Here is a 20,472-nt window from a genome sequence, read left to right on the forward strand (position 1 = left end):
TAAACCGGCTTTACGAGCAGCCTTCCAAATTTGTGCTTTCCACAAAATCAGCCGTTCCCATTTCATAAAAACCAGGCTATAAAACTGGATATTTATACAGATAAAGGTGAGCGGAATGGCACTGGAAAAAGGCATTGCCGGGTTGGTGAGCGACTTTATCGCCGCCGGGCGCCCCTCGGCGCGCGCCAGAAGTATTGATGAACGGCGCGCGGGTTATATTGCCAGCACGTCACTTGCCGGGGAAACGGAAACCCGCGTTCAGGTTGAAGACGTTACGCTTGAAGGTGTGACGCTGCGCGTGTTCTCGCCGCTGGAGGCCAACGGTAAACTGCCTGCACTGATCTATTACCACGGCGGCTGTTTTATCAGCGGCGGGTTCGCCACGCATGATAACCAGTTGCGCCAGTTAGCGTGGTACAGCGGCTGTCGGGTGATTGCCGTGCAGTATCGGCTCGCGCCGGAACATCGCTGGCCTGCCGCGCACGATGATGCGCTACAGGGTGCAGAGGTGATTTGGAAAAATGCCGAGCACCTCAACATTGATCCGCAACGAATTACGCTGGCGGGCGACAGCGCAGGCGGGCATCTGGCGCTGGTCACGGCACTACGATTGAAGGCGGCGGCGGTCTGGCAACCCGCGCAACTGGTGTTGATCTACCCGATGCTGGATGCCACGGCCTATTTCGATAGCTATACCTTTAACGGTTCTGATTATGTCATTACCCGTGATGCGCTGCTGTCAGGCTACGAAATGTATCTTGGCGACACTGACCGCCTGCTGTCGGATGTCAGCCCGCTGTGGCGCGATGATTTCGCAGGTCTGCCGCCGGTACACATTATTACGGCGGAGTTCGATCCGTTGTGCGATGAAGGGGAAGCGTTATACCAGCATATGACGGACCAGGGCGTAAATTGTACCTGTTCCCGCTACCTCGGCGTTATTCACGGCTTCTTCCAGCTTGCCGGTATCAGCCAGAGCGCCCGTGATGCCATACAAGACGTGGCCGCACGCGTGGCCAGAGCATAAAACCCAAAGGAGAGCCGATGTCTGTCGTAAGCCCCGTAGAACAGCAGTTCGCCGCTTACAATGCCCATAATATTGAAGCGTTCGTTGCATGCTTTAGTGAAGATTTCACCGCCTACCGATTGCCCTCCACTGTGCCATCGCTGCAAGGGCGGGAAGCCTTACGCGCGTTCTATGCCCGGCACCGTTTTAATAACCCGGCACTCCGCGCAGAGCTACTCTCGCGTACGGTGATGGGTAATAAGGTGTTCGATCACGAAAAAATCTACGGCATTGGCGAATCGGTCATCGAAAATATGGCGGTTTATGAAGTGCAGGATGGGCGCATCACCACCGCGTGGTTTTTCTTTGCGCAGTGAGGAGCAGCAATAAGGCTGCGCGCCTGCATCAACAAGCGCGCGGTCGGTTACTCTTCTTCGTTGCCGCCTTCTTCATAAGGACCAAAAGGTTTTGCGGGCAGTACGATGTAAATCCCTTCGAAAATTGCGCCCTGCTTACCCTCGCCAAACAACTCAACCTGAAGCTGCACGCGCGCTTTACGCCCGCGCGCCAGGCGATCGAGATCGCCGCTTAGCGAACCGAGATCGGCAATCGCGCTGGGTTTACCCGTAATTGGCGTGCTGTATCGAATGTGCGCATCTGCCAGAATAATGGTGCCGCCGAGATGGCGTTCACGCAGCATCAGCCAGATTAGCCCCCAGCCAGTGAGCGTCGCCAGCGAAAACAGGCTGCCGGCAAACAGCGTATGGTGCGGGTTCTGGTTGCCGGTCTCCGGCATAGTGGTGATGAATTTCTGCCCGGTGTACTGCTGAATACGCACGCCCATCTTTTCGCTCAGCGGAATATGCTCGTACCAGGCTTGTTGCAACTGCCCGCACCAGTCGCCGCGATGCAGAATATCGTCCAGCGTAGCCACGGGTTTGATCATCAAAAAATGGCGCACCGGCGTGGTTTGCGGCGCAGTGATCTCCCCTTCATTGATAAACCCGAGCTTGGCAAAAAACTCTACGGCATCTTCGCGGGCGCTACAGGTCACCCGTTTAACCCCTTCCTGGCGGGCCACGGATTCCAGCGTCATCGCCATCAACGTACCCAGCCCTTTATCCTGCACAGAAGGGTGAACGGCCATAAAACGGATTGAGGCTTCATTGTCGGCGTTGATATACAGCCTGCCGACCGCCACCATGTTGCCCTCTTCATCAACCACCATCTGGTGATGCGCCATGGCATCCCATGCATCGCGTTCGGAACCTTTTGGCTGATGCAGGGGTTTGCGCAGCATTTCCCAGCGGAACTGGTAATAACGCTCTAACTCTTCTTCAGTCTGCGGTACACGGAGGTGATACATAGCGGTGTTCTCTCTTGTGACTCTGGGCCACGCCGCAAGCTGGCTCATATCTGCAACCAGAATGTGACAGGACCATCGTTGACCAGCGAAACCTGCATATCGGCAGCGAATCGCCCGGTTTGCGTTTCCATCTGCTGGCTGCGGCAACGTTCGACAAAGTAGTTATACAGCGCTTCCGCTTTATCCGGCGCGGCGCCTCTGGAAAACCCAGGGCGCATTCCGCGTTCGGTATCCGCCGCCAGCGTAAATTGCGACACCACCAGCACGCTCCCACCCGCCTGCTGGACGTTAAGATTCATTTTTCCTTCAGTGTCGCTAAAAATGCGATACCCCAGCACTCGCTCGCACAGGCGGTTCGCTTTTTGTTCATCGTCTTCCCTTTCGACCCCTAACAACACTAAAAGTCCCGGGCCAATTTCGCCCGTCACCTCGCCCGCCACGCTAACACTTGCGCGGGAAACACGTTGAATTAATGCAATCATGGTTGGTCTGCTTCTTCTTGCTGTGCGGCTATTTTGAGTTTTCGGTATTCACCGAGAGTGACAGTTATTTCTGCACCTAGCAAGACGATACACCAGGTCCAGTAAACCCAGAGGAATAAAATCGGGATGACAGCCAGCACGCCATAAATAAGCTGGTAGGAAGGGAACATGGTGATATAGAGGCCAAACACTTTCTTGCCCAGCTCGAACAACAGCGCCGCGACAAAGGCACCGATAATAGCGTCGCGGTTAGGCACCCGCGTCGTGGGAACAATGCTGTAAAGCAGCCAGAAAGAGAGCCAGGATAAAATCAGCGGGAAAATCCGCAGCACATCATCAATCACGCTGTTCAGTTCACTGGCCCAGCGCAGCGACAGCAAATAGGAACTAATAGCAAGGCTGGCGCCCGCCAGCAGTGGCCCAAGCGTGAGGATCATCCAGTAAACCGCAAATGAGTAAACATGCGGGCGAACCCGCGTGCTGCGCCAGATAGTGTTCAGCGCCGTATCAATGGAGTACATCAACAGCAGCGATGTCACAATCAGCCCGCACGCACCGACAGCGGTCATTTTGGTGGAGTTCGCCACAAACTGCTCGATATAGTTCTGAATCACATCACCGGTTGCCGGAATGAAATTGGCAAACACAAAATGACGTAGCTGAAGGCTGATTTCAGAAAACATCGGAAATGCAGCAAACAGCGCGACTATCACAGCGATCAGCGGCACCAGCGAGAGCAACGAGACGTAAGCGAGGTTCCCCGCCAGCGTCGTCATATGATCTTCATCGATACGCTGCCAGAGTAGTTTTAACCATGACCACAATGCGCACGCGCGATGTCTGGCATGCTGCCGAACGTTTTTTAGCATAACTGCTTCGCGAAATAATCGGGGATCGTCGTTTTGCCCGTCACCAGAATACTGGTAATACCCAACTGCTCTGCACCGGCGATATTGTCAGCATTGTCATCGAAAAAGATGGCATCGTCGGCAGAAAAGCCTTCAAGTGATAATACTTGCTGATAAATGCGCGCTTCGGGCTTACGCATCCCCATTTCCTGGGAAAGATAGATATGGTCGGCAGCAGCCTGGATTTCAGGATATTGCTCCGGCCAGTAAGTGGTATGCAGGCGGTTGGTATTCGACAGAACCACCACGCGATGCCCCTGGGCGCGCAACTTGTGCATGATGTCGATAACCTCGCTACGCAGAGCGACAAACACCGCCTGCCAGCCGGTAGAAAATTGCTCGTAGCTCAGCGGCATTTCCATCTCTTCACACAGCGCTTTGGCAAAATCTTCGTCGCTGATCTCTCCGCGCTCATGCTGATGAAAAGCTTCGCCCATGGTAAAGCTCTGCTTCAAATTCGCCAGCGGCACACGGCTGAAATCACTCCAGGCACCCAGCACCCGGTTAAAGTCGATATCGACAATCACATTACCTAAATCAAAGATATAGAGCATTTCTCTCTCCTTGCCAGCCGTGGAGAGTTAACTGTAGCGGTAAAGTGTGAAATTGAATAGTTTACCGTCTCACATGCGGGCATAAAAAAAGCCGCTGAATATCAGCGGCTTTTTCACGGAAAAGAGGAGAAATTACTCTTCTTTTGCACCGCGCATTGCGCGTTTACGATCGTTTTCCGTCAGGTGACGTTTACGAATACGGATAGACAGCGGGGTCACTTCTACCAGTTCGTCGTCATCGATGAACTCCAGAGCTTGCTCCAGGGTCATCTTAACCGGCGGAACCAGAACCGTTGCTTCGTCCGTACCGGACGCACGCATGTTGGTCAGTTTCTTACCGGTCAGGCAGTTTACCGTCAGGTCGTTAGAACGGCTATGAATACCAATGATCTGGCCTTCATAAACTTCCGCACCGTGACCAAGGAACAACTTACCGCGATCCTGCAAACCGAACAGCGCGAACGCTACCGCTTTACCCTGACCGTTGGAGATCAGTACGCCGTTGTTACGCTGGCCAACTTCGCCCGGACGAACATCGTCGTAGTGGCTGAAGGTGGAGTACAGCAGACCGGTACCGGAAGTCATGGTCATGAACTCAGAACGGAAGCCGATCAGGCCACGGCTTGGGATCACGTAGTCGAGACGTACGCGGCCTTTGCCATCCGGATTCATGTTTTTCAGGTCGCCTTTACGCTCGCCCAGCGCCTGCATGACAGAACCCTGGTGCTGCTCTTCAACGTCCAGCGTCACGTTTTCAAACGGTTCCTGGCGACGGCCGTCGATTTCACGGAAGATAACTTTCGGACGGGAAACCGCCATCTCGAAACCTTCACGACGCATGTTCTCGATCAGAACAGACAGGTGCAGCTCACCACGACCGGAAACGCGGAATGCATCAGCGTCTTCGGTTTCTTCCACGCGCAGCGCAACGTTGTGCACCAGCTCTTTGTTCAGGCGGTCAAGGATCTGACGTGAAGTCACGTACTTACCTTCTTTACCACAGAACGGAGAGGTGTTGACGTTGAAGAACATGGTTACGGTCGGCTCATCAACAGACAGCGCCGGCAGCGCTTCCACATTCTGCGGGTCGCAGATGGTGTCGGAGATGTTCAGTTCGCCCAGACCGGTGATCGCGATGATATCGCCAGCTTCGGCGATTTCGCTGTCGATACGTTCCAGACCCAGGTGGGTCAGCACTTTACCGACTTTACCGTTGCGGGTTTTGCCTTCGCTATCAATGATAGTAACCTGCTGGTTCGGCTTCACTTTACCGCGTTTGATACGACCAATGCCGATAACACCAACGTAGTTGTTATAGTCGAGCTGGGAGATCTGCATTTGCAGGGTCCCGTCGAGATCGACGTTCGGTGCCGGTACATGGTCAACAATCGCCTGATACAGCGGGGTCATGTCTTCAGCCATGTTTTCATGGTCCAAACCCGCGATACCGTTCAACGCAGAAGCGTAAACGATCGGGAAGTCCAGCTGTTCGTCGGTCGCGTCGAGGTTAACGAACAGGTCGAAGACCTGATCAACAACCCAGTCCGGACGCGCGCCAGGACGGTCAACTTTGTTGATTACCACAATCGGCTTGAGGCCATGGGCAAATGCTTTTTTGGTCACGAAGCGCGTTTGCGGCATCGGGCCGTCAAACGCATCAACCACCAGCAGCACGGAATCGACCATGGACATCACACGCTCAACTTCACCACCGAAGTCGGCGTGCCCAGGGGTATCAACGATGTTGATACGGTAATCATTCCATTTGATAGCGGTGTTTTTCGCGAGGATGGTAATCCCACGCTCTTTCTCCAAATCGTTGGAGTCCATCACACGCTCTTGAGTTTCAGCACGTTCGTCGAACGTACCGGATTGCTGCAGCAGCTTGTCAACCAGGGTTGTTTTACCGTGGTCAACGTGAGCAATGATGGCGATGTTACGCAGATTTTCGATCACAACTTTGCCTCAGGCATTAGAAATAGCGCGTTATTGTACACGTATTAATCGAAGGACAAAACAGGATCACAAACATCCTCCGCAAACAAGTATTGCAGAGTTGCTTTGTGATCGCTTTCACGGAGCGTTAAAAGGGCCGCTAACAAAAAATTGCACCAATAAGGTGCTTAATGTTCACATGAAAGCACTATATTGGTGCAATTTAACCATCATGGTGCAGCCCTTTTGCACTATACCGGGCATAATAACGCCTTTTGAGGGGCATTTAAAAGTTGGCATAGATTTCGCTTTATCTATTTTACGGCAACTACGCCAGGTTTCACGCAGTATTTGAAGACCTCGTTACCACGACGACAATGACAAATCCGGGAGAGTTTAAGTATGTCCGCTGAACACGTTTTGACGATGCTGAATGAGCACGAAGTGAAGTTTGTTGATCTGCGCTTCACCGATACCAAAGGTAAAGAACAGCACGTCACTATCCCAGCCCATCAGGTTAATGCTGACTTCTTTGAAGAAGGCAAAATGTTTGATGGTTCTTCGATTGGTGGCTGGAAAGGCATCAACGAATCAGACATGGTGCTGATGCCGGACGCGACTACCGCTGTCATTGATCCGTTCTACGAAGAAACAACGCTGATCATCCGTTGCGATATCCTCGAACCAGGCACTATGCAGGGTTACGACCGCGACCCGCGTTCCATCGCGAAACGCGCTGAAGAGTACCTGCGTTCTACCGGTCTGGCAGATACCGTTCTGTTTGGGCCAGAGCCGGAATTCTTCCTGTTCGACGACGTTCGTTTCGGCAGCTCCATTTCCGGTTCCAGCGTTGCTATCGATGATATCGAAGGCGCATGGAACACCTCCACCAAATACGAAGGTGGTAACAAAGGTCACCGTCCGGCTGTTAAAGGCGGTTACTTCCCGGTTCCGCCGGTTGATTCATCACAGGATCTGCGTTCCACCATGTGTCTGGTGATGGAAGAGATGGGCCTGGTTGTTGAAGCTCACCACCACGAAGTGGCAACTGCTGGTCAGAACGAAGTGGCTACCCGCTTCAACACCATGACCAAAAAAGCGGACGAAATTCAGATCTACAAATATGTGGTACATAACGTTGCTCACCGCTTCGGTAAAACCGCAACCTTTATGCCAAAACCGATGTTTGGTGATAACGGTTCCGGTATGCACTGCCACATGTCCCTGTCCAAGAACGGTACTAACCTGTTCTCTGGCGACAAATATGCAGGCCTGTCTGAAATGGCGCTGTACTACATCGGCGGCATAATCAAACACGCTAAAGCTATCAACGCCCTGTCTAACCCGACCACCAACTCCTACAAACGTCTGGTCCCGGGTTATGAAGCGCCGGTAATGCTGGCTTACTCTGCCCGTAACCGTTCTGCTTCTATCCGTATTCCGGTCGTTGCCTCTCCGAAAGCACGTCGTATCGAAGTTCGCTTCCCGGATCCGGCGGCTAACCCGTACCTGTGCTTCGCAGCGCTGCTGATGGCAGGTCTGGATGGTATTAAAAACAAAATCCACCCGGGCGAAGCAATGGACAAAAACCTGTATGACCTGCCGCCAGAAGAAGCGAAAGAGATCCCGCAGGTTGCAGGCTCTCTGGAAGAAGCGCTCAACGCGCTGGATGCTGACCGCGAGTTCCTGACTGCCGGTGGCGTATTCACCGATGACGCTATCGATGCTTACATCGAACTGCGTATCGCTGAGAATGACCGCGTTCGCATGACGCCGCACCCGGTAGAGTTCGAACTGTACTACAGCGTTTAAAAAATTAAATACTCGGCGGATTTCTTGTCGTAGCAAGGCGGCAACTGAGCGAATCCCCGGGAGCATAGATAACTATGTGACCGGGGTGAGCGAAGGCAGCCAACGCAGCAACGGCGAGAAAGATGCCAGAGGATTTGTTGCCGTGGAACTTTTAGCCCATCCCTGGATGGGCTTTTTTCTCCACCAACACCCTGTTCTGTCGCATTTTTTACCTATAAAAAGCTATACTGCACTAAATTGGTGCATATCTCCGGGAGACTGCTAAATGGCAAGCGGCGCGCTGCCCGATGCTGGGCAGATCCTCAATTCTTTGATCAACAGTATCTTACTGGTTGATGACGAACTGGCGGTGCATTACGCCAACCCTGCAGCACAGCAGTTGCTGGCGCAGAGCTCGCGTAAATTATTCGGTACACCGCTGCCTGAACTGCTGAGCTACTTTTCACTGAATATCGATTTGATGCGTGAAAGTTTGCATGCAGGTCAGGGTTTTACCGATAACGAAGTGACTCTCGTGATCGATGGTCGCTCACATATTTTGTCGCTGACGGCGCAACGTTTACCGGACGGTTTAGTCCTGCTGGAAATGGCGCCAATGGATAATCAACGACGTCTGAGCCAGGAACAATTGCAGCACGCCCAACAGGTGGCTGCGCGTGATCTGGTGCGTGGACTGGCGCATGAAATTAAAAACCCGCTTGGCGGGTTACGCGGTGCGGCGCAACTGCTGAGCAAAGCGCTGCCCGATCCGGCGTTGATGGAATACACCAAAGTTATTATTGAGCAGGCCGACCGTCTGCGAAATCTGGTGGATCGTCTGTTAGGCCCACAGCAGCCGGGAATGCATGTTACCGAAAGCATTCATAAAGTTGCCGAACGCGTAGTGAAACTGGTGTCGATGGAACTGCCGGACAATGTAACGCTGGTTCGCGATTACGATCCGAGTTTACCGGAGTTGGCCCACGATCCAGACCAAATTGAACAGGTTTTACTGAATATCGTCCGCAACGCTCTGCAAGCGCTGGGGCCGGAAGGGGGCGAAATTATTCTGCGTACCCGTACCTCCTTCCAGTTAACGCTGCACGGAATTCGCTATCGCCTCGCGGCGAGAATAGATGTGGAAGATAACGGCCCAGGTATTCCGTCGCATCTCCAGGATACGCTGTTCTATCCCATGGTGAGCGGGCGTGAGGGCGGTACCGGGCTGGGATTATCTATCGCACGCAGTTTGATTGATCAACATTCTGGCAAAATTGAATTCACCAGTTGGCCAGGTCATACCGAATTCTCGGTATTTCTGCCTATTCGGAAGTAGAGGTGTTTATGCAACGAGGGATAGTCTGGATCGTTGATGACGATAGCTCCATCCGTTGGGTGCTGGAACGCGCGCTCAGCGGGGCAGGCTTGAGTTGTACAACGTTTGAAAGTGCCAATGAAGTGCTTGATGCGCTCACCACCAAAACCCCGGATGTACTGCTTTCCGATATTCGTATGCCAGGGATGGATGGACTTGCACTGTTAAAACAGATCAAACAGCGCCATCCAATGCTTCCGGTCATCATTATGACCGCGCATTCCGATCTGGATGCGGCGGTAAGCGCTTATCAGCAAGGGGCATTTGATTACCTGCCCAAACCTTTTGATATCGATGAAGCCGTCGCGCTGGTTGAACGTGCGATTAGCCATTATCAGGAACAGCAGCAGCCGCGCAATATACAGGCCAGCGGCCCGACCACCGATATTATCGGCGAAGCGCCGGCGATGCAGGATGTGTTTCGCATTATCGGCCGTCTGTCACGCTCGTCGATTAGCGTCCTGATTAACGGTGAATCCGGGACCGGTAAAGAACTGGTGGCGCATGCGTTGCATCGCCATAGTCCGCGAGTGAAAGCGCCGTTTATCGCCCTGAATATGGCGGCAATTCCCAAAGATCTGATTGAATCAGAACTGTTTGGCCACGAGAAAGGTGCCTTTACCGGTGCGAATACTATCCGCCAGGGGCGTTTTGAACAGGCTGATGGCGGGACGCTATTTCTCGACGAAATTGGCGACATGCCGCTGGATGTGCAAACCCGTTTGTTGCGCGTGCTGGCCGACGGCCAGTTCTATCGTGTCGGCGGCTACGCGCCGGTAAAGGTTGATGTGCGCATTATTGCAGCGACGCACCAGAATCTGGAGCTGCGCGTTCAGGAAGGCAAATTCCGTGAGGATTTGTTCCACCGGCTGAACGTTATTCGCGTCCACTTGCCGCCGCTGCGCGAACGCCGGGAAGACATTCCTCGTCTTGCGCGTCACTTCTTGCAGGTTGCGGCACGCGAACTGGGTGTCGAAGCCAAGCAGCTGCATCCGGAAACCGAAGCGGCGCTCACGCGTCTGGCCTGGCCGGGTAACGTACGTCAGCTTGAAAATACCTGTCGCTGGTTAACGGTGATGGCTGCGGGCCAGGAAGTGTTGATCCAGGATCTGCCCAGTGAACTGTTTGAAACCTCGGTGCCGGACAGCCCGTCGCAGAGTTTGCCTGACAGCTGGGCAACGCTGCTGGCGCAGTGGGCCGATCGGGCATTACGTTCCGGACATCAAAACCTGCTTTCTGAAGCGCAACCAGAGATGGAACGGACACTGCTGACCACCGCGCTGCGCCATACTCAGGGGCATAAACAGGAAGCGGCGCGCTTGCTTGGCTGGGGACGTAATACTCTGACACGCAAGTTGAAAGAGCTGGGGATGGAGTAACGTGCGGGTAAAAATGTAAATTATGAATCTCAGCCGCAAATTGACGCTATTTTGCGCTTTACTGTTTATCGCAGTGAAGTATGATCTTGCCCGTTCACGGGGGAGTTCATGATGCTGGAATCAATTATCAATGTGGTCAGTGCGGGCGTCGAAGCTGGCGCATCAGCAAGCCACACACCGCAAACGGCCATCGCGGCTGTTCTTTGCGCCGCGCTGGTTGGGCTGTTTAGTTAGTTTCGCTTGCCGCCGCCGCAAGGTGCTATGCGTTTCAGGCCAGTGGTTTTTTGCCCTGGCCTGATAACGCTTTCACTTAAATTACCCTTGAGAACTGCTGCATACGCGCTTTCTGGCGCAAATACGCATCAAAGCACATACAAATATTGCGGATCAGCAAACGCCCTTTCGGTGTGACCTGTAGCCCCTGCTCATTCATCTCCACCAGCCCATCGTTCATCAGCGGCGCTAACAGGCGTAAGTCTTCAGCAAAATAGTCGCGGAAATTAAGATCCCATACGCGTTCCGTCGCACCGAAATCCAGCCGGAAATTACAAATCAGGCCTTTAATCACATCACGGCGAATACAGTCGTCACGGGTAAGCGCAATACCGCGCCACAACGCATCGCCGCGTTCGTCAACCTGCTGGTAGTAGAGCTTCAACTCTTTCTGGTTTTGCGCATAGCCGTCGCCGATCATACTGATGGCGGAAACGCCCAGCCCCAGCAAATCACTGTCGCCCTGCGTGGTATAGCCCTGGAAGTTACGGTGCAAAACGCCGTCGCGCTGGGCAATCGCCAGCTCATCATCCGGGCGGGCGAAGTGATCCATGCCGATAAACTGATAACCGGAGCCGGTCAGTGAGGCGATGGTTTGTTGCAAAATATCGAGCTTCTGCTGCGCCGAAGGCAGATCGGCGTCTTTGATTTTGCGTTGCGCGGCAAACAGCGTCGGCAGATGCGCATAGTTGAAGACGCTCAGGCGATCCGGGCTAAGCTCTGCAACACGTTGTAGCGTAAAGGCGAAGCTTTCCGGCGTCTGTTTCGGTAACCCATAAATCAGATCGATATTTGTTGAGGTAAAACCAATCTCACGGGCGTGGTTGAGCAACGCAAAGATAAACGCTTCGTCCTGCTCGCGGTTGACCAGCCTTTGCACCTCTTTGTTGAAATCCTGCACGCCCATACTCAGACGGTTAAAACCTTCCGCACGCAAATGGTCAAGCACGTCGAGTTCGATTTCACGGGGATCGACCTCAATAGAGATCTCTGCGTCAGTATTGAAATCAAAATGGCTGCGCAGCAGCCCCATCAGGCGGCTGATTTGCGTTTTGTTGAGGTATGTTGGCGTACCGCCGCCCCAATGCAACTGGCTGACGTGGCGACCGCGAAACAACGGCGCGCGATGGGCAATTTCCTGCTCCAGCGCATCGAGATATTGATCGGCCTTATGCTGCTGGCGGGTGACGATTTTATTGCAGCCACAGAAGTAGCAAAGTTTGTGGCAAAACGGAATATGCACATACAGCGACAGCGGGCGCTCAGGATAACGCGCAACCGCCTGGCGAAAATCCTCTTCGCCGTAAGCGTCTGAAAACTCCAGCGCGGTGGGATAGGACGTGTAGCGCGGCCCGGAATAGTTATATTTCTGGATCAGGGCCAGATCCCAGTCGATAATTTGCTCTGACATTGCTTACTCCTTCCGATGACGCCGCTGGCGGTTCCGGCGGCCCGGCCTGACCTCGTTGCGGGTCATAAGCCGGTTGCGCAGCCACACTTTGCGCTGCGACAACCGCTGTAGTTTAACGAATAACCACACCAGATAACATATAACCGGAAGGGTTATAAGCAGGACGGGAAAGCCCATAGAAAAGGATCAGTTGCCGCCTTTCAGCAGGCGCATCATATCTTCCCGGCCTTCCTCTTCTTCGTCGTCTTCATCATCATCGTAAGAAAGGCCCAGTTTCTGCATCAACTCATCGATGCGGTCCAGTTTGGCGTCAACCCATGCCTGATCATCAGCGCTCAGGGTTTCACCCTCTTCAAGACGTTCCAGTAGCGCATCCAGGCGCTCATCCGTTTCCAGCATCTCCAACTCAGCCTGCGGTGAAAGCATAGGTTTCTCGCTCTTAGGTTTGTGCTGCTTGTTGACCGGTGTGTCGGTGACACCCAGCGGGATCGGTTTTTTGCTGCCAACGCGCGGGTCTTTCTGCAACTTGCCTTTACCGGTGCCAGAAGACTCACCGCCACCGTTCGCACGGCTGCCAGAGACATTACCGCGATGCTTTTTCTCGCGTTTACGTTCGCGGCCTTCCTGATTCAATTCTTCACGGGTTTTGCGGCGCACTTTGCTGCGCGGATTGGAGGACGGTTTTTTCATAATAGTCGTCTTAAGTCGTTTTCTTCAGTATAGAATTGCGGCGGAATCTAGCAGAAAGCAAGCAAAGAAAAAAGGCGACAGTGTAAACCGTCGCCTTTTTTCTTGACCTTCAACCCGAAGCCGGGTTTTACGTTCCCTGTTTGCTGTCAACTGCCCTGTCTATCCCTTAGCTAAGAACGTTCCCTGTTGAGGTCCCTTTCCTTGCAAACATCTCCTGACGTTATCCTGTGGTCTTCGCCTCCTGGCGCTCCCGACCCCTCGTTCCTTGAGTCTTCCTTCCCTTTCAGGCCTCCTGCCTTGTGAGGGTTACTTTAACCTTCTGAGCTAAACAGACAAGCATTAACAGGACTTGAAACGCTAGTTTCAGACTATTCTTCAACCATAAGTTATTGATTAAAATATTCTTATCCATTTATCAACCTGAAATTTCTCTGAAAGTTCGCATAGCAGGAAGGGCCAATATCTTACAAATGGCGCGGTAATGGCTTACGGCTGCCGGACAGGTTTCTGGCGAGAAAAACAGCCTTTTGTTCCGGTTCAGGTATAATCGCCGCATGCTTTGATGATGGAGACGACCGTTTTGACAAACCTGAATTACCAAAAGACGCATTTTGTCACCAGTGCGCCTGATATTCGCCACTTGCCTGCCGATACCGGCGTTGAAGTGGCTTTTGCCGGCCGTTCCAATGCAGGTAAATCGAGCGCGCTTAACACATTAACTCAACAGAAAAACCTGGCGCGCACCTCAAAAACCCCTGGCCGTACGCAACTGATTAACCTCTTTGAAGTTGCCGAGGGCAAACGCCTCGTCGATTTGCCGGGTTACGGCTACGCCGAAGTGCCGGAAGAGATGAAGCTCAAATGGCAACGCTCATTGGGGGAATATCTGGAAAAACGCCAGTGCTTGCAGGGGCTGGTGGTGCTGATGGACATTCGCCATCCATTAAAAGATCTCGATCAGCAGATGATCTCATGGGCAGTAGAGAGCAACTTGCAGGTTCTCGTGCTGCTGACCAAAGCAGACAAACTGGCCAGCGGCGCACGTAAAACGCAGCTTAATATGGTACGGGAAGCGGTGCTGGCTTTTAACGGTGAAGTGCAGGTTGAAGCATTCTCTTCACTGAAAAAACAGGGCGTGGATAAATTGCGTGAAAAACTGGACGGCTGGTTCAGTTCCCTGCCGCCGGTTGAAGAAACCGACGCATAATTCTCAGGTGCGGCGTCCGCCGCGCTTTTTCTTTCGCACAATAAAAAACGCCCCAGTCATTACTGACTGGGGCGGCTAAATATTCAGCCAAATCCGATTACGTGAAGTAAAAGGTCTGAAAGATAGAACATCTTACCTCTGTACCCTACGCAAATAACTTTACTCCCTTTTTGGATCCGGACAAAGCACTTTTTGTAATTTCTTTTCAATTTTTACATATGGAATTCTAATGATTGTCACAAAACTGTCGGCGATATGTTGCTTACTTACAGAAAAAGCGCCTTATTCACCGAACGCTTAGTGCGCTTGATCCCAGTTTTGCCCGCTCCCCACTTCCACCAGCAAAGGCACATCAAGCGTGGTGCTGCTTTCCATTAATTCATGGATCTTTTTCGACACGGCATCAACGTCATCTTTATGCACTTCGAACACCAGTTCATCGTGCACCTGCATGATCATACGCACGCGAGGTTTTTCGCTTTGCAGCCAGCCATCCACGGCAATCATTGCCCGTTTGATGATATCGGCCGCCGTACCCTGCATCGGTGCGTTGATTGCTGCACGCTCCGCCCCTGCACGTCGGGCGGCATTGCTTGATTTGATGTCCGGCAAATAGAGACGACGGCCCTCCAGCGTTTCCACATAACCGCGATCTTTCGCCTGCGCCCGTGTGCGCTCCATATACTCCAGTACGCCAGGGTAACGCTCAAAGTAAAGATCCATATACTTCTGCGACTCTTTGCGCGGAATATTAAGCTGTCGGGACAAACCAAAGGCACTCATTCCGTAGATCAAACCAAAGTTGATCGCTTTCGCACTGCGACGCTGTTCATTGCTTACGCTTTCCAGCGGCAAACCGAAGACTTCGGCGGCGGTCGCCCGGTGAATATCTTTACCTTCAGCAAAGGCTGACAGCAGGCCTTTATCGCGCGACAAATGCGCCATAATACGCAGTTCAATTTGCGAGTAGTCTGCCGAGACAATCACATAATCTTTCGGCGCAATAAACGCCTGGCGAATGCGTCGCCCTTCATCATTGCGCACCGGAATGTTTTGCAGGTTTGGATCGGTAGATGACAAACGCCCGGTTGCCGTTACCGCCTGGTGATACGAGGTGTGTACACGGCCGGTTTTTGGATTAATCATCAGCGGCAGCTTGTCGGTGTAGGTTGATTTGAGCTTGGCCAACCCACGGTATTCCAGAATGACTTTCGGCAACGGATAATCAAGCGCCAGCTCTTCCAGCACCTCTTCTGACGTTGAAGGCGCGCCGCCCGGCGTTTTCTTCAGCGGTTTAATCCCCTGTTTTTCAAACAGAATGGTTTGCAACTGCTTGGTTGATGAGAGGTTAAATGGCTCACCTGCAATGTCGTGCGCTTTTTTCTCCAGCTCAGCCAGGCGCAATGTCAGCTCTTCGGAATGCTTATGCAGCACCGCAGGATCAATATTGACGCCGTTACGTTCAATGCGCGAGAGCACTGGCACCAGCGGCATTTCGATATTCTGGAATACATTCAGCGGCCCGGCATTTTTTTGCAACTCCGGCCACATCTTAAGATGCAGTTGCAGCGTGACATCAGCATCTTCCGCCGCGTAGCGCCCCGCCTGTTCCAGAGCGATTTGGTTAAAAGTAAGCTGGTTTTTGCCCTTGCCGGCAATCTCTTCAAAAGTGATGGTCTTATGCTGCAACCAGCGTTCAGACAGGCTGTCCATATCGTGGCGGCCGACAACGCTATCCAACGTGTAGGATTCGAGCATGGTGTCGAACACGATACCGCGTAGCTCAATGCCGTAGTTTTCCAGCACACCGCGATCGTATTTCAGGTTTTGCCCTACTTTGCGGGCATTCTCATCTTCCAGCAGCGGTTTAAGCAGTTCTAACACGCGATCGCGGTCGATTTGGTCAGGCGCATCAAGATAATCATGCGCGACCGGCACATAAGCGGCGACGCCTGGTTCAATCGCAAAGGAGAGGCCAACCAGATTAGCACTGATATTATCGAGGCTGTCCGTTTCGGTATCAAAGGCAAACAGCGGCGCGCTCTTCAGTTTCGCGATCCACTGTTGCAACGTCTCTTCGTCAAGAATAGTGACGTATTGTTCCGCAGAGAGTGTGGCGGCCGGCATATCAGCTTCCGCTTCCACCACAATGGTTTCCTGCGGTTTCGCCGCAGGTTTCGCGCTTTTCGCTTGCAACCATTTACCGGCTTCGACGTCTGTTATCCAGCGTTTGAATTCATATTGCTTAAACAACCCAAGCAGTTCCTGAACCGCAGGTTGCTGCACTTCCAGTTGCTCACACGTCAGTTCCAGTTGGACATCGGTTTTGATGGTCGCCAGTTGATAAGAGAGGTACGCCACCTCTTTATTCTGCTCCAGCTTCGCGGCCATGTTTTTTGCACCACGGAAGGTCAGTCCGGCAATTTTATCTGATTCAGCATACAGCGTATCCAGACCACCCAGCCCTTGTAGCAGCGCCTGCGCGGTTTTCTCACCCACGCCAGGAACGCCCGGAATGTTATCGGAGGAGTCGCCCATCAGCGCCAGGAAATCGATGATCAGTTCAGGCGGTACACCGTATTTAGTGACAACCTCATCCGGGCCGAGAATGGTGTTGGTCATAGTATTGATCAACGTGATACCCGGCGTTACCAGTTGCGCCATATCCTTATCACCGGTACTGATCAGCACCGGGCGTCCCATTTTCTCGGCTTCTCGCGCCAGCGTGCCGATCACATCATCCGCTTCCACGCCAGAAACCGCCAATAACGGCAGGCCCATCGCTTTAACCATGGCGTGCAGCGGTTCTATTTGCGCACGCAGATCGTCTGGCATCGGAGGACGATGAGATTTGTAATGCTCAAACAGCTCATCACGGAAGGTTTTTCCTTTCGCATCAAACACCACGGCGGCATGGGTCGGCTGATATTGCAGGATCAGGCTACGCAGCATATTCAGCACGCCGTACATGGCACCGGTGGGTTCTCCGGCGCTGTTGGTTAGCGGCGGGAACGCATGATATGCGCGATAGAGGTAAGATGAACCGTCAACAAGGATAAGGGGATTTTCTGGGATCTGAACCATGATGTCCGTGCCTGTTTATCAATTTATAGCTAAAGGATGCCACAGACAGGGAGAAAACATGAGTTTTTCACGGTATTTGCCGGAAAAGATTTCGCGATCGTCGGGATCGCTCGCACAATAAACCTGTGGATAAGTTTGTGAATAATTTCTGTCCGGCTGGATTTTTGTGCCCTTCTGGCGATCGTAAAAAAACACAATCACTTTATATTTAATTAGTTACGCAAAGATAAAAGATCATTATTGCCTTTTGATGGCAATTTACTCTATGTGGATATAAGAAAAGTCAATCGGCATTCTCTATTCCAGAGGCACCGGGTATTACCAGCAAGGTTTAAGCATTCCTGCACTGGGTTTTCTGCTAAAATCAGCGCCTTACTCTTCTTTATTATGTGCCTTTAGTAGCTAACTTTCTGAATACTTTAACTATGTCGAGATTGCTTGCAGTATTTACTCTGTTTATGAGTGTCCTGCTTACCATACTGGTTACTATTTTTTGCTCCGTGCCAATTATTGTCGCGGGCTTACTCAAGCTGCTGCTTCCAGTGCCTGTCTTGTGGAGAGCAATCTCAGCCTTCTGTAATTTCATGATGTATTGCTGGTGTGCAGGCCTCTCATGGCTGCTGCATCTCAACCCGCATTTAAAATGGGATGTTGAAGGGCTGGAAGGACTGAATAAAAAGAACTGGTATTTGCTGATCTGCAATCACCATAGCTGGGCAGATATCGTGGTGTTATGCGTGCTGTTTCGCAAACATATCCCGATGAATAAATATTTCCTTAAGCAACAACTCGCCTGGGTACCCTTTATCGGGCTCGCCTGCTGGGCGCTGGATATGCCATTTATGCGCCGCTACTCCAGAAGCTATCTGCTCCGTCACCCGGAGCGCCGCGGCAAAGATGTGGAAACCACACGGCGCTCGTGTGAGAAGTTTCGCCATCATCCCACAACGATTGTGAATTTCGTGGAAGGCTCGCGCTTTACCGAGGAAAAGCGTCGGCAGACACGTTCCCCCTTCAAAAATCTATTGCCACCAAAAGCGGCCGGTATTGCCATGGCGCTGAATGTGCTGGGAGAACAGTTTGATAAGCTACTGGATGTTACTTTGTGCTACCCGGAAAATGATAAGACGCCTTTCTTTGATATGCTCAGCGGCAAGCTGACACGCATTGTCGTACGTATTAATTTGCTGCCGGTGAATGAAGAACTGCATGGCGATTACGTCAACGACAAGAATTTTAAACGCGGTTTTCAGCAATGGCTGAATAAATTATGGTCCGGCAAAGATGAACATATCGACGCGATAAAAGCGCAATATAAAAACGCCGGTCATTGACCGGCGTTATTTTTTTACTTCTTCTCTACCAGATATTTTACTGTATCTGCGTAGTCTTTCACGAAAGCATCCAGGCTACTGCCGTCCATACCCTGCTGGTTAACCTGGTATTTACCGTTAACGAACATGGCAGGAACGCCCTGCAATTGAAGGTCAGCAGCCGCTTTTTCCTGCTGTGCAACCAGTGATTTCACCACGAAGCTGTTCCACGCCGCATCATACTCTTCGCCTTTTACGCCAGCGCTGATGAAGACATCGCGGATATCGGCAACGGACTGGACAGTCTGAGTTTTTTGCACCGCTTCAAACATGGGGGAAGTAATTTTATCTTCCACGCCAAGCGCCATTGCAACCGCCCAGGCCTGGGTCATTTCTTTACCCAGCGGCCCCAGAAATTCAACATGGTACTTGGTCATTTTGGTGCCCTGTGGCAGCTTTTCTTTCACAGCGCTGGCAACGTGCCATACCTGTTCAAAGTCATAGCAATGCGGGCAATAGAACGAAAAGAACTCAAGGACCTGCGGCTCCCCTGCCACTGGCTTATCAAGCGTAATAAACTGCTTACCATCAGTGGGTTGAGCAGCTGCGGCGCTAAAAGCCAGAATCATTCCTGCCAGCGCCAAAAAGATCTTCTTCATGGTTAATTCTCTCCATTTAATACATTGGTGTTAATGCTAAAGGTGGTTCTTGCAGAACATTCACCTGATCCAGAAAAATCGAAGTCTGGCTGCGCCAGTAATCTTCACTGCGCAGCCATGGGAAGTTTTTCGGAAACGCCGGATCGTCCCAGCGACGAATAAGCCACGCCAGATAGTAGACCTGACGCATGGCGCGAAGAGGCTCTATCAGGCCAAGTTCGGCACGATTAAATTCACAAAACTCTTCATACGCTTCGACGATCATCTCCAGTTGCATGCGCTGCTCGGCTTTATCGCCATGCAGCAGCATCCATAGATCCTGTACCGCAGGACCATTACGTGCATCGTCTAAGTCAACAAACATCGGCCCGTCACGCCAGAGAATATTGCCAGCATGACAGTCGCCGTGCAGACGCAGGAGATTGAAACGGCTGTGCCACTGCTCCATAACAGCATCAATAAGCTTATCAACAGCGCTCAAAAATGCCTCTTTCAATGACGCAGGAATAAGCGTAGTGGTTTCAAATAACTGGCGGGGTTCAATTAAATACTCTTTAACGCCAATATCCGGGCGATGAGTAAAACGTTTTTTGCTGCCGGTTTGATGCAATCGCCCAAGATAGCGACCAACCCATTCCATTTGATCCAGGTTGTCGGCTTCGAATTGCCGTCCGCCAACGCTTGGGAAGACAGCAAAATAGAAATCCTGATGAGTGAGTAAGGTCTGGTGATTAAAGGCAAGCGGTGCGGCAACCGGTACATCATCGTGCTGAAGATCCAGGGCAAACTCGTGCTCTTCAAGGATCTGCGCAACCGACCAGCGCTCAGGACGATAAAATTTCACTACATACCGACGGCGATCTTCGTCCTGAAATTGATAAACGCGGTTTTCGTAGCTATTTAGCGGAGTAAGGCCAGAATCCACACGGATCCCCTGCGCAAATAGCGCATCCATGATGGTGTCGGGGTGTAGTGTCTGGAAAGTAAAAGCGTTACAGGTCATCCTGGCATCCGAAAATTCGACGAATTAATTCAGGAT

At 52.1% G+C, this 20,472-nt stretch carries 19 protein-coding genes; 8 read left to right on the forward strand and 11 right to left on the reverse strand.

Translation table 11 applies throughout. The features are described from left to right. The first annotated feature begins 115 nt into the window (after positions 1-115). Both AWR26_RS25325 and AWR26_RS25330 read left to right on the forward strand, forming a co-directional pair. Positions 116-1,027, forward strand: a complete 912-nt coding sequence (locus AWR26_RS25325) for an alpha/beta hydrolase (protein WP_074922605.1) — start codon at positions 116-118, stop codon at positions 1,025-1,027. A gap of 17 nt (positions 1,028-1,044) precedes the next feature. Continuing rightward, positions 1,045-1,383: a nuclear transport factor 2 family protein gene (locus tag AWR26_RS25330; protein ID WP_074922603.1), complete on the forward strand. Its 339-nt coding sequence runs from the start codon at positions 1,045-1,047 to the stop codon at positions 1,381-1,383. 47 nt (positions 1,384-1,430) lie between these two features. On the opposite strand, the gene fabY is transcribed toward AWR26_RS25330, so the two are convergent. From fabY to typA, 5 genes are all read right to left on the reverse strand, one after another. Further along, positions 1,431-2,372 (reverse strand): fatty acid biosynthesis protein FabY, encoded by a 942-nt coding sequence (fabY, locus tag AWR26_RS25335; protein WP_007369329.1) that lies wholly within the window; start codon positions 2,370-2,372, stop codon positions 1,431-1,433. A gap of 44 nt (positions 2,373-2,416) precedes the next feature. Next, positions 2,417-2,854, reverse strand: coding sequence for a D-aminoacyl-tRNA deacylase (gene dtd, locus AWR26_RS25340; RefSeq protein WP_074922601.1), 438 nt, complete (start codon positions 2,852-2,854; stop codon positions 2,417-2,419). Then, entirely contained in the window at positions 2,851-3,723 is an 873-nt protein-coding gene (locus tag AWR26_RS25345; RefSeq protein WP_074922599.1) for a virulence factor BrkB family protein, read from the reverse strand. Before AWR26_RS25345 ends, dtd begins: the two co-directional genes overlap by 4 nt. Then, positions 3,717-4,316 (reverse strand): glucose-1-phosphatase, encoded by a 600-nt coding sequence (gene yihX / locus AWR26_RS25350; protein WP_043955962.1) that lies wholly within the window; start codon positions 4,314-4,316, stop codon positions 3,717-3,719. Before yihX ends, AWR26_RS25345 begins: the two co-directional genes overlap by 7 nt. A gap of 132 nt (positions 4,317-4,448) precedes the next feature. Then, the gene (gene typA, locus AWR26_RS25355) at positions 4,449-6,272 is read right to left on the reverse strand and encodes a ribosome-dependent GTPase TypA (RefSeq protein ID WP_074922597.1); all 1,824 of its coding nucleotides are present in this window, start codon (positions 6,270-6,272) and stop codon (positions 4,449-4,451) included. A 381-nt stretch (positions 6,273-6,653) separates the two neighbouring features. Between typA and glnA the strand changes: the two genes are divergently transcribed. From glnA to AWR26_RS25375, 4 genes are all read left to right on the forward strand, one after another. Further along, the gene (gene glnA, locus AWR26_RS25360; protein ID WP_074922595.1) at positions 6,654-8,063 is read left to right on the forward strand and encodes a glutamate--ammonia ligase; all 1,410 of its coding nucleotides are present in this window, start codon (positions 6,654-6,656) and stop codon (positions 8,061-8,063) included. A 265-nt stretch (positions 8,064-8,328) separates the two neighbouring features. Next, positions 8,329-9,378, forward strand: coding sequence for a nitrogen regulation protein NR(II) (gene glnL, locus AWR26_RS25365; RefSeq protein ID WP_074922593.1), 1,050 nt, complete (start codon positions 8,329-8,331; stop codon positions 9,376-9,378). An 8-nt stretch (positions 9,379-9,386) separates the two neighbouring features. Next, positions 9,387-10,796 carry a nitrogen regulation protein NR(I) gene (gene glnG / locus AWR26_RS25370; RefSeq protein WP_043955965.1) on the forward strand — a complete coding sequence of 470 codons (1,410 nt, stop codon included), beginning with the start codon at positions 9,387-9,389 and terminating at the stop codon, positions 10,794-10,796. Positions 10,797-10,907: 111 nt separating this feature from the next. Next, on the forward strand, positions 10,908-11,030 hold the full coding sequence (locus tag AWR26_RS25375) for a YshB family small membrane protein (protein WP_139227972.1): 123 nt from the start codon (positions 10,908-10,910) through the stop codon (positions 11,028-11,030). 76 nt (positions 11,031-11,106) lie between these two features. Here AWR26_RS25375 and hemN read toward each other — a convergent pair whose 3' ends face one another. Both hemN and yihI read right to left on the reverse strand, forming a co-directional pair. Further along, positions 11,107-12,480: an oxygen-independent coproporphyrinogen III oxidase gene (gene hemN, locus AWR26_RS25380; RefSeq protein WP_074922591.1), complete on the reverse strand. Its 1,374-nt coding sequence runs from the start codon at positions 12,478-12,480 to the stop codon at positions 11,107-11,109. A 186-nt stretch (positions 12,481-12,666) separates the two neighbouring features. Beyond that, the gene (gene yihI / locus AWR26_RS25385; RefSeq protein WP_074922589.1) at positions 12,667-13,170 is read right to left on the reverse strand and encodes a Der GTPase-activating protein YihI; all 504 of its coding nucleotides are present in this window, start codon (positions 13,168-13,170) and stop codon (positions 12,667-12,669) included. Positions 13,171-13,750: 580 nt separating this feature from the next. On the opposite strand from yihI, the gene yihA reads away from it, so the two are divergent. Further along, positions 13,751-14,377 carry a ribosome biogenesis GTP-binding protein YihA/YsxC gene (gene yihA, locus AWR26_RS25390; protein ID WP_072043126.1) on the forward strand — a complete coding sequence of 209 codons (627 nt, stop codon included), beginning with the start codon at positions 13,751-13,753 and terminating at the stop codon, positions 14,375-14,377. An 83-nt stretch (positions 14,378-14,460) separates the two neighbouring features. Here yihA and AWR26_RS25975 read toward each other — a convergent pair whose 3' ends face one another. Both AWR26_RS25975 and polA read right to left on the reverse strand, forming a co-directional pair. Then, complete coding sequence (locus AWR26_RS25975) at positions 14,461-14,508, reverse strand: spot 42 RNA, inhibition of DNA synthesis (RefSeq protein WP_071892919.1); 48 nt, start codon at positions 14,506-14,508, stop codon at positions 14,461-14,463. 166 nt (positions 14,509-14,674) lie between these two features. Further along, positions 14,675-17,461: a DNA polymerase I gene (polA, locus tag AWR26_RS25395; RefSeq protein ID WP_074922587.1), complete on the reverse strand. Its 2,787-nt coding sequence runs from the start codon at positions 17,459-17,461 to the stop codon at positions 14,675-14,677. A 425-nt stretch (positions 17,462-17,886) separates the two neighbouring features. Here polA and AWR26_RS25400 point away from each other — a divergent pair, with 425 nt between their 5' ends. Next, positions 17,887-18,795, forward strand: coding sequence for an acyltransferase (locus AWR26_RS25400; protein WP_064568895.1), 909 nt, complete (start codon positions 17,887-17,889; stop codon positions 18,793-18,795). Between the two features lie 14 nt (positions 18,796-18,809). On the opposite strand, the gene dsbA is transcribed toward AWR26_RS25400, so the two are convergent. After that, on the reverse strand, positions 18,810-19,433 hold the full coding sequence (gene dsbA / locus AWR26_RS25405; RefSeq protein ID WP_064568896.1) for a thiol:disulfide interchange protein DsbA: 624 nt from the start codon (positions 19,431-19,433) through the stop codon (positions 18,810-18,812). 16 nt (positions 19,434-19,449) lie between these two features. Continuing rightward, positions 19,450-20,436: a serine/threonine protein kinase gene (locus AWR26_RS25410; protein WP_064568897.1), complete on the reverse strand. Its 987-nt coding sequence runs from the start codon at positions 20,434-20,436 to the stop codon at positions 19,450-19,452. Between the last annotated feature and the right edge of the window lie 36 nt (positions 20,437-20,472).

Origin of the sequence: Kosakonia oryzae, from assembly GCF_001658025.2 — a bacterium.
Classification (GTDB): Bacteria; Pseudomonadota; Gammaproteobacteria; order Enterobacterales; family Enterobacteriaceae; genus Kosakonia; species Kosakonia oryzae.